This window comes from Rhodanobacter caeni, assembly GCF_039523575.1.
GTDB lineage: Bacteria > Pseudomonadota > Gammaproteobacteria > Xanthomonadales > Rhodanobacteraceae > Rhodanobacter > Rhodanobacter caeni.
This window is the reverse complement of sequence record NZ_BAAAFO010000001.1, coordinates 432432-447377: the sequence shown is the minus strand read 5'-3', so window position 1 is coordinate 447377 and position 14946 is coordinate 432432. Positions and strand designations below refer to the sequence as shown.

The window sequence follows — 14946 nt, the reverse complement described above, 5'->3', positions numbered from 1 at the left end:
CACGCAGGAACGCGCGCGAATCAGCGGCGCAAGCCGAGCCGCTCGATCAGGGTCTGGTAACGCGCAAGGTCGCGGTCCTTCAGGTAGGCCAGCAGGCGCTTGCGCTGGTTCACCAGCTTCAGCAGGCCACGGCGGGAGTGGTGATCCTGCTTGTGCTCCTTGAAGTGGCCGGTGAGATGGTCGATGCGGGCGGACAGCAGGGCCACCTGGACTTCCGACGAACCGGTGTCGTTGGGCACGCGGCCGAAATCAGCAATGATCTTGCCGGTTTGTTCTGCGGTAAGAGACATGGAGTACGTTTCCTTGAAAAGGCGATGCGAAGCTTGCGCTTGCATCATCAGCGATGACACAAGCGCAAGCTTCGCCTAGATGAGTGAAAGCGTTGAAATAACTTGTCTATTCTACTGACCGTAGCGGTGTCACAACAAGAGCGGAGAGGGTTTTTTGCCCCAAATCGGGCTCCGGCGGCAGGTTGAAGCCGCGCAGGATGCGGGTTTGCCGCCGTGTATCGAGTTCGAGCAGCGCCAGCAAGGCACCATCGCTGGCAAACGCGGCGCAGCGTCCGGTCGGCAAGGAAGGCGCCAGCTGGATCGGCTGGCCGCGGGCAATCGCCATGCTTTGCGCTTCGTCGAGCTGCACGGCGGGAAGCCCGGACAGGCCCGCGGACACCGGCAACATCAACGACAGCAACGCGTCGTCACCCTGCTCGGCGGCCTGCTGCACTTGCTCCAGCGTCACCATGCGCGGTTCGCGGAAAGGCTCGACCCAGGTGCGGCGCAGCGCGGCCAGATGGGCGCCGCACCCCAAGTCCTCGCCCAGCGCCGTGGCCAGCGCCCGGACATAGGTACCCGAACCGCATTCGACCAGCAGCTCCAGGGTATCGTCGGTGCGCGACAGCAATACCAGTTGATGAATGTCCACCTCGCGCGGCGCCACCTCGACCGTCTCGCCGCGACGCGCCTTCGCATACAAACGCTCGCCATCGCGCTTGAGTGCCGAGTACATCGGCGGCACCTGCAGGATGCGGCCGCGCAGCCTGGACAGCGCCGTCTCGATGGTGGCGTCGTCGAGCGGCGGCACGGGTCGCTGCTGCAGGACGTCGCCTTCGCGATCGGCGGTGTCGGTGGTGATGCCAAGACGACAGTGGGCGATGTAGCCCTTGCGCGAACCGAGCAGGCTGCCGGCCAGCTTGGTGGCCTCGCCAAAGCACAGCGGCAACAAGCCGGTTGCCAACGGATCGAGCGCGCCGGCATGACCGCCCTTGGCCGCGCGAAACAACCGCCGCGCCGACTGCAGTGCCTGGTTGGAGCTCACCCCCATCGGCTTGTCCAGCAGCACGATGCCATGCAGGTCACGCCACTGGACGCGCGCGGAACGGTTTATCGAAGCACGGGATGCCACTCGACCTTCCGTCAATCCTGCTCGTCGCCGGCGGGCGGCAGGGCGCGCGCCTGTTCGCGCAGCAGCGAATCGATGCGCTCGCCCTTGTCGACCGAATCGTCGTACTTGAACTTCAATTCGGGCACGCGCCGCATGCGCATGCCGCTGTGCGCCAGCGCATGGCGGATCTCGTGACTGATCTGGTTCAACGCCTTCACCGCGGGCAGACCCTGTTCGGGCATCAGCGCGGTCACCCACACCGTGGCCCAATCCAGGTCGCGCGTGATCTCCACGTCCGACACGCTCACCGACGGCAGGCCGTGATCGCGCACGGCCGCATGCACCAGCAAGCCAAGCTCACGGCGCAGCTCGGCGCTGATGCGGTCGGTACGTTTGAAATCGCGGGAGGGCATTCTAAAAACCAGGAGTGAGGCGAGAGAAGTGAGAAGTGAGAAGTGAGAGAAGATCCAAGGGAGAGAATCTTTTCTCTCACTTCTCGCTGTTACAGCGTACGAGCCACCTCGGTGCGTTCGAAGCACTCGATCTGGTCGCCGGCCTTGACGTCGTTGTACTGCTTGACCGCGATGCCGCATTCCATGCCGCTGCGCACTTCGTCCACCAGATCCTTGAAGCGGCGCAGCGATTCCAGTTCGCCCTCGAAGATCACCACGTTGTCGCGCAGCACGCGGATCGGCTTGCTGCGCTTGACCGAGCCTTCGATGACCATGCAACCGGCCACGGCGCCGAACTTGGAGCTGCGGAACACGTCGCGCACTTCGGCAATGCCGATGATGTCCTCGCGCACTTCCATGCCGAGCAGGCCCGTGGCCGCCTGCGTCACCTGGTCGATCACGTCGTAAATGATCGAGAAATAGCGCACGTCCAGGCCGTTGGTCTCGATCACCTTGCGTGCCGACGCATCGGCGCGCACGTTGAAGCCGATGACCAGCGCCTTCGATGCGGCGGCCAGGGTGGCGTCCGATTCGGTGATGCCACCGACGCCGGAGGACACCACGTTGACGCGCACGCGCTCGTTGCCGATCTGCGTGAGCGATTCGCGCAAGGCCTCGACTGAACCCTGCACGTCGCCCTTGACCAGGATGTTGAGCGTCTGCTGCTCCTCGCCCTGGCCCATCTTGGCGATGATGTCCTCGAGCCGGTTGGCCTTGCTGACCATGCGCGTTTCGCGGCGCTTCTGCTGGCGCTCTTCGGCGACCTCGCGGGCCAGCCGCTCGTCCTCGACGCAGACGAAGTCGTCGCCGGTTTCCGGCACGCCGGACAAGCCGAGCACCTGCACCGGAATCGACGGGCCGGCTTCGGCGACCTGCTTGCCCGCCTCGTCAATCAGCGCGCGCATGCGACCGTATTCGACGCCGCAGACGATGAAATCGCCCTTCTTCAGCGTGCCCTGCTGCACCAGCACGGTGGCCACCGGACCGCGGCCGCGGTCGAGGCTGGACTCGATCACCACGCCGGAAGCGCGGCCGTCCGCCACGGCCTTCAGCTCCATCACTTCAGCCTGGATCGAGATCGCATCGAGCAGATCCTCGACGCCCATGCCGGTCTTGGCCGACACCGGCACGAACTGCACGTCGCCGCCCCAGTCTTCCGGCACCACTTCCTGCGCCACCAGACCCTGCTTCACGTTGTCCGGGTTGGCGCTGTCCTTGTCCATCTTGTTGACGGCCACGATCAGCGGCACCTTGGCGGCGCGCGCATGCTTGACCGCCTCGATCGTCTGCGGTTTCACGCCATCGTCGGCAGCAACGACCAGGATCACGATGTCGGTCGACTGCGCGCCACGGGCGCGCATCGAGGTGAACGCCGCATGGCCGGGCGTATCGAGGAAGGTGATCACGCCCTTCGACGTTTTCACGTGGTACGCGCCGATATGCTGGGTAATGCCGCCGGCTTCGCCGGACGCCACCTTGGTGCGGCGGATGTAATCGAGCAGCGAGGTCTTGCCGTGGTCGACGTGGCCCATGATGGTGACCACGGGCGGGCGCGAAGTCTTCTCGCCTTCCAGCTCCACGTTCTGCGTATGGGCGGCCAGCGTTTCCTCGGCGTTGTTCTGCGTGTCGGCGACGGGTACGTGACCCAGCTCCTCCACCACCAGCACCGCCGTATCGTGATCGATGGTCTGGTTGATGGTGGCCATGACCCCCATCTTGAACAGCGCCTTGACCACCTCCGAACCCTTGACCGCCATCTTCTGCGCCAGCTCGGCCACGATATTGGCGTCACTGACGACCACCTCGCGCACCACCGGCGCGGTGGGCCGCGAGAAACCATGCGGGCCGCTGGGCGCCGCGTGGCTGCCGCGCAATGCATCGCGTCCGCTGCTGCGGCCGGGCTTGCCACGCTTGCTGTTGCTGGAGCGACGGGCACGGTCGGCTTCGCTCAGGTGCAGCTCGCCGCCGGCAAAACGCTTGCCCGACGCGTCGCCGCGCTCGCCGCGGGAGTGCTTGGCCTTGCCGCGCCCGGAATCGCCGTTTGCGGCGCCCGTGTCGTTTCCGCCGGCCGCCGGTCGCGCGGCCGCACCGCGCGCCGGCGCGGCCGCAGCGGGCGCGGGGGCGGGTGCCGGCTTGACCAGCTTTTCGCGTTTGCGCGGCTCATGGATGCGCGGCAGGATCATGCCCAGTTCGCGCTGGTCGATACGCTGGACCACCGACGAATCGGCTTCCGACGTGGCTGCGGCGTCGTGCGTTTCGGTTGCCTCGCCGGGCTCCGCTGCCGCGGGTGCGGCCTGTTCGGCGGCTTCCTTCTCCGCCTGCGCACGCTGTGCCTCGGCGCGCTGCTTCTGCTCTTCTTCCTGCGCGCGCTGCTCGGCTTCCTGCTGACGCCGGGCTTCCAGTTCGCGACGCTCGTTCTCTTCCTGCTCGCGCTGCCGCTGCGATTCCTGCAGCTTGCGCGCGGCTTCCTCGCGCTCGGGCTCGGCGCTGGCTTCCTCGGCGATCACGCTGCGCTTGACGTAGGTGCGCTTGGCGCGCACTTCGACGTTCACCGTCTTGGCGGTACCGGCGGCGCCGCGCGCACCGGGCGTGGCGACCTTCAGTTCGCCGACCGTGCGCCGCTTGAGCGTGATCTGCCGGGGCGCGCTGTCGTCGGCCTCGGCCGCGGTGTCGCCCTTGCCATGGGTGCGACGCAGGAAGCCCAGCAGCTTCACCTTCTCGGTACTGCTGATGACCTGCTCCTGGTCGGAGAATTTCATGCCCGCTTCGCCAAGCTGCGTCAGCAGCTTGTCCACCGGCATGCCCAATACCTGGGCGAGTTGTTTGATCGTGACGTCCGACATCGTTTTGTTGCTCCGCCGTTCCCGCGCTTATCGTCTGTGCGGCATTGTCTGCGCCGCCACCTCCATCCGTGGTGAAAGGCCCGAAGGCCTTTCCTGGCGCGCCCGTCCAGGGCGCCGCCGCCCGCGGTTAGCCGCCTTTCTCCAATCGCTCGATCATCGGTGCGCGCGCGGCCATGATCAGCGCCGCCGCGCGCGCCTCGTCCATGCCCTCGATATCGATCAGGTCGTCCACGGCCAGGTCGGCCAGGTCGTCCACCGTGAAGACTTCGCGCGCGGCCAACGCCAGCGCCAGCGATTCGTCCATGCCCTCAAGTGCCAGCAGGTCGCCGGAGCCTTCGCTGTCGTCGACGCCCTCTTCCGCGGCCAGCGCCTCGGTCAGCAGGGCATCACGCGCGCGGGCGCGCAGTTCCTCGACGATGTCCTCGTCGAAGCCTTCCACGGCCAGCAGCTCGGCGCTGGGCACGTAGGCGATTTCCTCGACGCTGGAGAAGCCTTCCTGCACCAGGATGTTGGCGATTTCCTGATCCACCTCCAGCTTGTCCATGAACAGCTGGCGAGCGGCATCCTGCTCGCTCTCGCTCTTGGCGGTGACCTGGTCCTGGGTCATCACGTTGAGCTGCCAGCCGGTGAGCTTGCTGGCCAGGCGCACGTTCTGGCCACCGCGACCGATCGCCTGGGACAGCTTGTCCTCGGCCACCGCGATGTCCATCGAGTGCTTTTCCTCGTCCATGATGATGGACTGCACTTCCGCCGGCGCCATCGCGTTGATCACGAACTGCGCCTGGTTCTCGTGCCACAGGATGATGTCGACGCGCTCGCCGTTGAGGTCGTTGGATACCGCCTGCACGCGCGAACCGCGCATGCCGATGCACGCGCCAATGGGGTCGGTGCGGCTGTCGTGGGCCAGTACGGCGATCTTGGCGCGGTCACCCGGATCGCGGGCGCAACCCTTGATCTCGACCAGGCCTTGGCCGACTTCCGGCACCTCGAGCTTGAACAGCTCGATCATGAATTCCGGTGCGGCGCGCGACACGAACAGCTGCGGGCCGCGCGGCTCCGAGCGCACTTCATACAGGTAACCGCGCACGCGGTCGCCCACGCGCGCCGATTCACGCGGAATCGTCTTGTCGCGCGGGATGAAGGCCTCGGCGTTGCTGCCCAGGTCAAGGTAGATGTTGCCGCGCTCGACGCGCTTGACGATGCCGGTGACCAGCTCGCCCACGCGGTCGGCGAAGGCATCGACCACCTGCTGGCGCTCGGCCTCGCGCACGCGCTGCACGATCACCTGCTTGGCGGCCTGCGCGGCGATGCGGCCGAACTCGGCGTTCTCGACCTGCTCCTCGATGTATTCACCCACCTGGGCGTCGGGGCGCACGTCCAGCGCATCCATCAGGCGCAACTGGTACGACGGCGATTCCATCTCGCCATCGTCGGCAATGATTTCCCAGCGGCGGAAGGTCTCGTATTCGCCGGTGTCATGGTCGATCGACACGCGTATGTCGGGCTCTTCCTCGGGGTAGCGCTTCTTCGCGGCCGAAGCCAGCGCAGCCTCCATCGCCTCGAAAATCACTTCCAGCGGCACGCCCTTTTCATTGGCGACCGCGTCGACGACCAGCAAAAGTTCTTTGCTCATTGCAGCAACTCCGTAGGCACCGCTTGCCGATACCGATGGTTGAAATGGTTGCGTTCATCCCGGAACACAAAGCCTGTAACGCGGCCGCACATGGGCCGCATCGAATCATTTTTTGCCGGACGACTTGCCACCGGGCTTGGGCTTCGGCGCGTAACCCAGCGCCACCCAGTCCGGCACCACACGCGCACTTTCCACCAGCGCATGATCGAATTCGAACGTCTTGCCTTCGGCTTCCAGCACGATGTGGCCGCCTTCCACCGACAACAGCTTGCCGCGCAGGCGGCGGCGCCCTTCCAGTGGCGCCTTCAGCAGCACCTTCACTTCCTGCCCATCGACCTTCGCGAACTGGGCGGCGGTGAACAGCGGGCGATCGATGCCGGGCGAGGAAACCTCCAGCACGTAATGGCCGGGGATCGGGTCCTCCACGTCCAGCAGCGCCGACAACTCGCGGCTGGCGCTCTCGCAGTCCTCGATGCCCACCTCGCGGCGCTCGCCATCGGCGCCGGCCTTGTCCAGCAGGTCTACGTAGACGCGCAGGGTACTCTGCCCTTGCGACGGGTTGAACTCCACGCCAAGGCATTCCAGGCCCAGATCGGCCAGAACCTCGTTGAAGCGTTGTGCCAGTGCCTGCGTATCCATGGGTCGTTTTCCGGCTCGCTCTCAGAACGGCAGAAACAAAAAATGGGCTCCAACGGCCCATTTCCCTGTGTCGCCGATGTCCTCCTCGTGCAGCTCCTTCCGATGCCTGGCGAAACCTGCCGCCCGGCACTACGCATCCTTGCGCCCAACAAAAAAGCCTCACAAGGAGGCTTTCTTGCATCAAGAAAGATCTGGTAGCGGGGGTAGGATTCGAACCTACGACCTTCGGGTTATGAGCCCGACGAGCTGCCAGACTGCTCCACCCCGCATCAGAGTCCAAAGATATTAACGTAATGGCCGGTTTCTTGCAAGCTCCGATGCCATCATTTCCGCCATTCGCTGCAGCGCCCTAGAGGCCGAACGCGCGCCGGCACCACGCCAGCAGCGGACCCCAGTACAAGCCCAGCACCAGCAGCGAAAGCGCGTTCAGGGACAGCACCAGGCGCAACGGCTTGTCCTGCTGTACCTGCAGCGCACCACCCTCTTCCGGCGCGTCGAAATACATCACCTTGATGACGTAGAGGTAGTAGTAGAGGCCGACGATGGCGAACACGATGCCGACGATCGCCAACCACAGCATGTCCGCATGGATGGCCGCCTCCAGCACCAGCACCTTGGCCCAGAAACCGAACAGCGGCGGCACGCCGGCCAGCGAGAACATCGCCAGCAACATCAGGAACGCCATCCACGGCGCCTTGCGGGCGAGCCCCTTGAAGTCGGCAATTTCCTCGCATTCGAACCCGGCCCGGCCCAGCGCCAGGATCACGCCGAACGCGGCCACGCCCATCAGCGCGTAGCAGATCGCGTAGAACAATGCCGCGGCGTAGCCTTCCGGACCGGCCGCGGACAGGCCCAGCAACAGATAGCCCATGTGCGAAATGGTGGAATAGGCCAGCATGCGCTTCAGATTGGTCTGCACGATGGCGACCAGGTTGCCGATCGCCAGCGACAACACCGCCAGCACCGCCAGGATCAGCTGCCACTGCTGCGCGAGATCGCCCATGCCGGCCGCCAGCAGGCGATAGGCCATGCCGAAGGCGGCCAGCTTGGAGCCGGCGGCGACGAAGGTGGTCACCGGCGTGGGCGCGCCCTGGTAGACGTCGGGAATCCACATGTGGAACGGCGCGGCACCCAGCTTGAAGCCGATGCCGATGATCATGAAGATCAGGCCGAACAGCAGCAGCGTCGGTGCCGTGGTGTAGCCCATCACGTGGTTCAGCTGGGCAAGCTCCAGCGTGGGCGTGCCGCCCATGCCCGATGCGCCGTAGACCATCGACATGCCGTACAGCAGCATGCCCGACGCCAGCGCACCCAGCACGAAGTACTTGATCGCGGCCTCGGACGGCAGCTTCGCATCGCGGTTCAGGGCCACCAGCGCATACGACGACAGCGACAGCAGCTCCAGCCCCAGGTAGACGGTGGCCAGGCTGCCCGCCGAGACCAGCAGCATGATGCCGATCACGGCAAAGATCATCAGCGTGTAGAACTCGCCGCCCAGCAACTTGCGGTCGATCAGGTACGGACGCGCGTAGACGAAGATCATCGCCGTGGTGCCCAGCGCGAAGACCTTGATGATCTCCGCCGCGTCGTCGCGCACGAACATGCCGCCGAATGCGGTCACCGCCCGATCCGGCTGACCCGCGATCACCAGGTAGATCGCCACCAGCAACACGGCAATCGAGATCCAGTGCAACAGCGGGCGCTGCGCCGGCTTCATGAAGGCGTCCAGCAACAGCAGCAGGCACGCTGCCGCCACCAGGTAGAACTCCGGCAGCAGGATCAGGATGTCATTCAAAGTTGGCATGGTGTGTCCGTGTCCCGATCAAATCTTGTGAATGGCGAGCTGCTGCACCAGTTGCGCCACCGAGCTGTCCATCAGGTGGACCAGCGGTTGCGGCCAGATGCCCAGCGCCAGCACGGCGGCGGCGAACGCCACCAGCACGAAGGTCTCGCGACCATTGATCTCCTTCATTTCCGCCACGTGCGGGTTGGTGATCTCACCCCACAGCACGCGCTTGACCAGCCACAGCGTGTAGCCCGCGCCGATGATCAGGGTGAACGCGGCGAACAACGCAATCCACGGGCTGGCGGCGAAGCTGGCCAGGATCACCATGAACTCGCCCACGAAACCGCTGGTGCCCGGCAGGCCGCAATTGGCCATCGCGAACAGCACGTAGAAGAAGCCGAACCACGGCATCGCGTTGATGACGCCGCCGTAGTCCTTGATCTGGCGCGTGTGCAGGCGGTCGTACATCACGCCGATGCAGGTAAACATCGCGCCGGAGACGAAGCCGTGCGAAATCATCTGCACCATCGCACCCTGCATGCCCAGCAGCGCCATGTCGGTGCTGCCCTGCTCGCGCACCAGCGCGAAGGCGATGAAGATGCCCAGGGTGACGAAGCCCATGTGCGCCACGGACGAGTACGCCACCAGTTTCTTCATGTCCTCCTGCACCAGCGCCACGTAGCCGATGTAGACGATGGCGATGAGGCTCAACACGACAATCAGCCAGGCGAAATGCGCGCCCGCATCCGGCACGATCGGCAGGATGAAGCGCAGCATGCCGTAGGTACCCACCTTCAGCATCACCGCCGCCAGCACCACCGAGCCGCCGGTGGGCGCCTCGACGTGGGCATCCGGCAGCCAGGTATGCACCGGCACCATCGGCACCTTGATCGCGAACGCGATCAGGAACGCGAAGAAGATCCAGGCCTGCTCCTTGAACGTCAGCGGCAGCGCCGCCAGCGTGGCCAGGTCGAACGTGTGCGCCTTCTGGTACAGGTACAGCAGCGCGATCAGCATGAAGACCGAGCCGAAGAACGTGTAGATGAAGAACTTCAGCGTGGCGTACACGCGCCGCGGACCGCCCCACATGCCGATGAGGATGAACATCGGGATCAGGATGGCTTCGAACAGCGCGTAGAACAGCAGCGCGTCGGTGGCGCAGAACACGCCGATCAGCAGGCCTTCGAGGATCAGCATCGCGGCCATGTACAGATGCGGCTTGTCCTGGATGACCTCCCACGCGCCGGCAATCACCAGGATGCCCACGAAGGTGGTCATCACGATCAGCGCCACCGAGATGCCGTCGACGGCAAGCCCGTAATGGACGCCCCACGAGGCGATCCACAGATAGCTTTCGGTGAGCTGCATGCCGCCCGCGTCGGCGTTGTACTGCACCAGCAGGAACAGGCTGAGCACGAAGGTGGCGACGGCGACCAGCATCGACAGCCAGCGCGCCAGGTTGGGTCGGGCGGCGCCGGCAAGCAACACCGGGATGGACCCGACGACGGGTAGCCAGATCAGCAGGCTGAGCAAGTGATTGAACATCGATCCCGTTTCCCTTATTGCCCGGCCAGCCCGGGACCCATCAACCAGTACCCGCCAAGCAGCAGGATCAGGCCGAGAATCATCGCGAAGGCATAGTGATAGAGGTAGCCCGACTGCAGCCGGCGTCCGGCAGCGGCGATGCGATGCACCAGGCTCACCGAGCCGTTGACCATCGCGCCATCGATGACGCCCCGCTCGCTGGCCTTCCAGAACCCGCGGCCCAGCGCCACGCCGCCGCGGGCAAACAGTGCGAAGTACACGTTGTCGACCCAGTACTTGCGATCGAGCACCGTCCACACCGGCTTCAACGCCGCCTTGATCCTACCGGCCATGGCCGGGTTGAACAGATAGATGTAGGTCTGGATGGCGAAGGCCAGCAGCACCAGGCCAAACGGGCCGAACAGCGAGAAGCCGTGCAGCGCCATCGCCAGCGGACCATGGAACTCGGCGCCCATTTCGGCCAGCACGTCGTTGGCGGCCTCCACGTGGATCGCGTTGCCGAACCAGTGGCCGAACAGCATCGGCCCGATCGTGAAGTAGCCCACCAGCAGCGACGGAATCGCCAGCAGCACCAGCGGCAAGGTCACCACCCACGGCGATTCCTTCGGCGCATGCGCCAGCACGCCCGGCTCGTGGTGGCCGTGGTCGTCATGATCGTGGCCGTGGCCGTGATGGTCGGCGACCGTGAAGCGCTCCTTGCCGTGGAACGTCAGGTACATCTGGCGGAAGGTATAAAGCCCGGTCACCAGCACGCCCGCCATCACGCAGAAATAGGCGTAATGCGCACCCCAGCGATGGGATTCGCCCACCGCCTCGATGATCGCGTCCTTGGAATAGAAGCCCGAGGTGAACGGCACCGCCACCAGTGCGATCGAGCCGGCCCACATCGTGATCCAGGTGATCGGCATGTACTTGCGCAGGCCGCCCATGTAGCGCATGTCCTGCTCGTGATGCATCGCGATGATCACCGAGCCGGCGCCCAGGAACAGCAACGCCTTGAAGAACGCATGCGTCATCAGGTGGAACACCGCGCCCGAGTACATCGACACGCCCAGCGCCACCGTCATGTAGCCCAGCTGCGACAGCGTGGAATAGGCGATCACCCGCTTGATGTCGTTCTGCACGATACCGATCAAGCCGGTGAACAACGCCGTGGTGGCGCCGATGACCAGCACGAAGCTCAGTGCGGTGGACGACAGCTCGAACAGCGGCGACATGCGCGACACCATGAAGATGCCAGCGGTCACCATCGTGGCCGCGTGGATCAGCGCGGAAATCGGCGTGGGGCCTTCCATCGAGTCGGGCAGCCACACGTGCAACGGCACCTGCGCCGACTTGCCCATGGCGCCGATGAACAGGCAGATGCAGATGACCGTGGCGGCGTCCCACTGCGTGCCGGCCGTGATCTGCAGCGTGCGGCCGACCAGCGAAGGCGCGTTGGCGAACGCGGTGGCGTAATCCAGCGTGCCCAGGAAATACAGCACCGCGGCAATGCCCAGCAGGAAACCGAAATCGCCCACGCGGTTGACCAGGAACGCCTTCAGGTTGGCGAAGATCGCGGTGGGGCGCTTGTACCAGAAGCCGATCAGCAGGTACGACACAAGGCCCACCGCTTCCCAGCCGAAGAACAGCTGCATGAAGTTGTTGCTCATCACCAGCATGAACATCGAGAAGGTGAACAGCGAGATGTAGCTGAAGAAGCGCGTATAGCCCGGGTCGTCCCGCATGTAGCCGATGGTGTAGACGTGCACCAGCAGCGACACGAAGCTCACCACCACCAGCATCATCGCAGTGAGGCGATCCACCATGAAGCCGACGCTGGCGTTGAACTGGCCGATCTGGAACCAGGTGTAGAGGTTCCGGTTGTATTCGGCCGCCCCGCCCGCGGTCAGCTGGTAGAGCACCAGGAAGGACAGCGCGCAGGACACCGCCACACCGAGGATGGTGACGCTGTGCGCGCCGGCACGGCCGATGAAACGCGCCAGGAAGCCGGCCAGCAGGCAGCCGACCAGCGGCGCCAGCGCGATGATCAGCAGGATGTGTGTGGATATCGCCATGTTTCTTCCATTGCTGCGTGACCCGGAGTTTTCTTGCGAGGAACCGTCCGTGGTGCTGGGTGCCGGGCAGGACATCCCGTCCGGCCGTTCGGCCTGGAGCGACATGCCACCGGCATGTCGCTCCAGGCCTCACCCCTTCATGCTGTCGATGTCGGCGATATTGATCGTGCTGCGGTTGCGGAACAGCAACACCAGGATCGCCAGGCCGATGGCAGCTTCCGCCGCAGCCACGGTGAGGATGAAAAACACGAACACCTGACCCGAGACGTCGCCCAGGAACCGCGAGAACGCCACGAAGTTCATGTTCACGGCGAGCAGCATCAGCTCGATCGACATCAACAGCACGATCACGTTCTTGCGGTTGATGAACAGGCCGGCGACGGCGATGCAGAACAGCACCGCGCCCAGCACGATGTAATGCGCGAGCGAAATCATGACTGCGGCTCCTGGCTGGCGGTCGATTCATCCGGACGGACGGCGGCCATCTTCACGATGCGCACGCGGTTGCGCGGATCGACCTTGACCTGCTGGCTTGGCGTCTCGTAACGGGCGTCGCGACGCTCGCGCAGCGTCAGCGCCACCGCGGCGACCACGCCCACGGTGAGGATCAGCGCGGCGATCTCGAACGGCAGCAGGAACGTGGTGTACAGGGCATGGCCCAGCCACTCCGTGTTGGACATGCCCGCGGCCACGGCCGGGTTCTGCCCCAGCACATGCGCATTCATGGCGCGCACACCGACCAGACCGAGCATCTCCACCAGCATCACCACCGCCACGATCAGGCCGACCGGGAGGAACTTGACGAAGCCTTCGCGCATCTTTTCCTGGTCGATGTCCAGCATCATCACCACGAACAGGAACAGCACCATCACCGCACCGACGTAGACCACGATCAGCGCCAGCGCCAGGAATTCGGCCTCCAGCAGCAGCCAAAGGCAGGCCGCGCTGAAGAAGGTGAGCACCAGCGCCAGTACGGCGTGTACGGTGTTCTTCAGCGTGATCACCGACAGCGCCGCGGCCACGGTGACGAAGCCGAAAGCGTAGAAACAGATGAGTTGCAGCGTTTGGGGATTCATCGTCAGGCCTCAGCGGTACGCCGCGTCTTGCGCGCGATCGGCGGCGATCTGCTGTTCAAAGCGGTCGCCGATGGCAAGCAGCTGCTGCTTGTTCACCACGTTCTCGCCGCGGTTCTCGAAGTGGTACTCGTGGATCGAGGTCTCGACGATCGAGTCCACCGGGCAGCTTTCCTCGCAGAAACCGCAGTAGATGCACTTGAACAGGTCGATGTCGTAGCGCGTGGTGCGGCGCTGACCGTCGCTTTCGCGGGGCGCCGAATCGATGGTGATTGCCAGCGCCGGACACACCGCCTCGCACAGCTTGCAGGCGATGCAACGCTCCTCGCCGTTCGCGTAGCGACGCAGCGCGTGCAGGCCGCGGAAGCGGTTCGACTTCGGGATGTGCTCCATCGGGTAGCGTACGGTGTACTTGGGCTTGAACATGTAGCGCATGGTCAGGCCCATGCCCTGGAACAGCTCGATCAGCAGCAGGCTCTTGAAGAAACGGATCATCGCATTCACGGCTTACGCTCCCATCCCGACGGTGACCACGTCGAAATACTTCAGGCATCCGGCCACCATCACCCAGACGATCGCGATCGGGATCAGCACCTTCCAGCCCAGCCGCATGATCTGGTCATAGCGATAACGCGGGAACGTGGCGCGGAACCACAGGAACAGGAAGCTCATCAGGAAGGCCTTGATGAACAGCCAGATGAAGCTGCCGTGCCCGATGAAACCCCATGACGCCGGGAACGGCGACAGCCAGCCACCCAGGAACAGGATCGAGGCCAGGAAGCTGATCAGGATCATGTTGGCGTATTCGGCCAGGAAGAAGATCGCGAACGCCGAACCGGAGTACTCCACGTGGAAGCCGGCCACGATCTCCGACTCGCCCTCGGCCATGTCGAACGGCGCGCGGTTGGTTTCGGCCACGCCGGAGATGAAATAGATCACGAATACCGGCAGCAGCGGCAGCCAGAACCAGTCGAGCAAGCCCTTGCCGCCCGCCTGCGCGTTGACGATCTCGCTGAGGTTGAGGCTGCCGGCCAGCACCAGCACGCAGACCAGGCACAGGCCCATCGCCAGCTCGTAGGAGATCACCTGCGCGGCCGAACGCATCGCGCCCAGCAGGGCGTAGCGGGAGTTGGACGCCCAGCCGGCGATGATGATGCCGTACACGCCCATCGAGGTCATCGCCAGCAGGTACAGGATGCCGGCGTTCGCGTTGGACAGCACCATCTGGCCGCTGAACGGAATCACCGCCCACGCGGCCAGCGCCGGTATCAGCGCGATCAACGGCGCCATGAAGTACAGGAAGCGATTGGCCTTGGTCGGCAGGATCACTTCCTTGATCAGCAGCTTCACCACGTCGGCGAAGGCCTGCAGGATGCCGAACGGGCCGATCTTGTTCGGCCCCATGCGCACGTGCATCCAGCCGATGACCTTGCGCTCCCAGTACACGAACATGGCTACCGCAATCACCAGCGGCAGCACGATGCACAGGATGTAGATCACCGGCCACAGGACCTGGTTGATGAGTTGATCAGCCATGA

13 protein-coding genes and 1 tRNA gene are annotated in these 14946 nt (G+C 64.7%); all 14 read right to left on the bottom strand.

Going from position 1 to position 14946, the window contains the following annotated elements; genetic code table 11:
• Window positions 1–20: 20 nt before the first annotated feature.
• On the bottom strand, window positions 21–290 hold the full coding sequence (gene rpsO / locus ABD017_RS02140) for a 30S ribosomal protein S15 (protein ID WP_343879661.1): 270 nt from the start codon (window positions 288–290) through the stop codon (window positions 21–23).
• 106 nt (window positions 291–396) lie between these two features.
• A complete protein-coding gene (truB, locus tag ABD017_RS02135; protein WP_425543643.1) occupies window positions 397–1401 on the bottom strand; it encodes a tRNA pseudouridine(55) synthase TruB in 1005 nt (334 codons plus the stop codon).
• Between the two features lie 11 nt (window positions 1402–1412).
• On the bottom strand, window positions 1413–1793 hold the full coding sequence (gene rbfA / locus ABD017_RS02130) for a 30S ribosome-binding factor RbfA (protein ID WP_343879659.1): 381 nt from the start codon (window positions 1791–1793) through the stop codon (window positions 1413–1415).
• A gap of 89 nt (window positions 1794–1882) precedes the next feature.
• Entirely contained in the window at window positions 1883–4675 is a 2793-nt protein-coding gene (gene infB, locus ABD017_RS02125; RefSeq protein WP_343879657.1) for a translation initiation factor IF-2, read from the bottom strand.
• Window positions 4676–4802: 127 nt separating this feature from the next.
• A complete protein-coding gene (gene nusA / locus ABD017_RS02120; protein ID WP_343879655.1) occupies window positions 4803–6308 on the bottom strand; it encodes a transcription termination factor NusA in 1506 nt (501 codons plus the stop codon).
• 105 nt (window positions 6309–6413) lie between these two features.
• Window positions 6414–6947 carry a ribosome maturation factor RimP gene (locus ABD017_RS02115; protein ID WP_343879653.1) on the bottom strand — a complete coding sequence of 178 codons (534 nt, stop codon included), beginning with the start codon at window positions 6945–6947 and terminating at the stop codon, window positions 6414–6416.
• 192 nt (window positions 6948–7139) lie between these two features.
• Window positions 7140–7216: transfer RNA gene (locus tag ABD017_RS02110), tRNA-Met, on the bottom strand.
• An 80-nt stretch (window positions 7217–7296) separates the two neighbouring features.
• Window positions 7297–8751 (bottom strand): NADH-quinone oxidoreductase subunit NuoN, encoded by a 1455-nt coding sequence (nuoN, locus tag ABD017_RS02105; protein WP_343879651.1) that lies wholly within the window; start codon window positions 8749–8751, stop codon window positions 7297–7299.
• Between the two features lie 18 nt (window positions 8752–8769).
• Window positions 8770–10278, bottom strand: a complete 1509-nt coding sequence (locus tag ABD017_RS02100) for an NADH-quinone oxidoreductase subunit M (protein ID WP_343879649.1) — start codon at window positions 10276–10278, stop codon at window positions 8770–8772.
• Window positions 10279–10292: 14 nt separating this feature from the next.
• Window positions 10293–12335, bottom strand: coding sequence for an NADH-quinone oxidoreductase subunit L (gene nuoL, locus ABD017_RS02095; RefSeq protein ID WP_343879647.1), 2043 nt, complete (start codon window positions 12333–12335; stop codon window positions 10293–10295).
• Window positions 12336–12464: 129 nt separating this feature from the next.
• Entirely contained in the window at window positions 12465–12770 is a 306-nt protein-coding gene (gene nuoK / locus ABD017_RS02090) for an NADH-quinone oxidoreductase subunit NuoK (RefSeq protein ID WP_007081808.1), read from the bottom strand.
• Window positions 12767–13411 carry an NADH-quinone oxidoreductase subunit J gene (locus tag ABD017_RS02085; protein WP_343879645.1) on the bottom strand — a complete coding sequence of 215 codons (645 nt, stop codon included), beginning with the start codon at window positions 13409–13411 and terminating at the stop codon, window positions 12767–12769. Before ABD017_RS02085 ends, nuoK begins: the two co-directional genes overlap by 4 nt.
• 9 nt (window positions 13412–13420) lie before the next feature.
• Entirely contained in the window at window positions 13421–13903 is a 483-nt protein-coding gene (nuoI, locus tag ABD017_RS02080; protein ID WP_425543663.1) for an NADH-quinone oxidoreductase subunit NuoI, read from the bottom strand.
• 12 nt (window positions 13904–13915) lie between these two features.
• On the bottom strand, window positions 13916–14944 hold the full coding sequence (gene nuoH, locus ABD017_RS02075) for an NADH-quinone oxidoreductase subunit NuoH (RefSeq protein WP_343879641.1): 1029 nt from the start codon (window positions 14942–14944) through the stop codon (window positions 13916–13918).
• Window positions 14945–14946 lie beyond the last annotated feature (2 nt).

Excerpts from the sequence above, each read along its gene's own strand:
- rpsO (WP_343879661.1), bottom strand. The coding sequence starts at position 290 with ATGTCTCTTACCGCAGAACAAACCGGCAAGATCATTGCTGATTTCGGC.
- rbfA (WP_343879659.1), bottom strand. The coding sequence starts at position 1,793 with ATGCCCTCCCGCGATTTCAAACGTACCGACCGCATCAGCGCCGAGCTG.
- infB (WP_343879657.1), bottom strand. The coding sequence starts at position 4,675 with ATGTCGGACGTCACGATCAAACAACTCGCCCAGGTATTGGGCATGCCG.
- nusA (WP_343879655.1), bottom strand. The coding sequence starts at position 6,308 with ATGAGCAAAGAACTTTTGCTGGTCGTCGACGCGGTCGCCAATGAAAAG.
- ABD017_RS02115 (WP_343879653.1), bottom strand. The coding sequence starts at position 6,947 with ATGGATACGCAGGCACTGGCACAACGCTTCAACGAGGTTCTGGCCGAT.
- nuoN (WP_343879651.1), bottom strand. The coding sequence starts at position 8,751 with ATGCCAACTTTGAATGACATCCTGATCCTGCTGCCGGAGTTCTACCTG.
- ABD017_RS02100 (WP_343879649.1), bottom strand. The coding sequence starts at position 10,278 with ATGTTCAATCACTTGCTCAGCCTGCTGATCTGGCTACCCGTCGTCGGG.
- nuoL (WP_343879647.1), bottom strand. The coding sequence starts at position 12,335 with ATGGCGATATCCACACACATCCTGCTGATCATCGCGCTGGCGCCGCTG.
- nuoK (WP_007081808.1), bottom strand. The coding sequence starts at position 12,770 with ATGATTTCGCTCGCGCATTACATCGTGCTGGGCGCGGTGCTGTTCTGC.
- ABD017_RS02085 (WP_343879645.1), bottom strand. The coding sequence starts at position 13,411 with ATGAATCCCCAAACGCTGCAACTCATCTGTTTCTACGCTTTCGGCTTC.
- nuoI (WP_425543663.1), bottom strand. The coding sequence starts at position 13,903 with ATGATCCGTTTCTTCAAGAGCCTGCTGCTGATCGAGCTGTTCCAGGGC.
- nuoH (WP_343879641.1), bottom strand. The coding sequence starts at position 14,944 with ATGGCTGATCAACTCATCAACCAGGTCCTGTGGCCGGTGATCTACATC.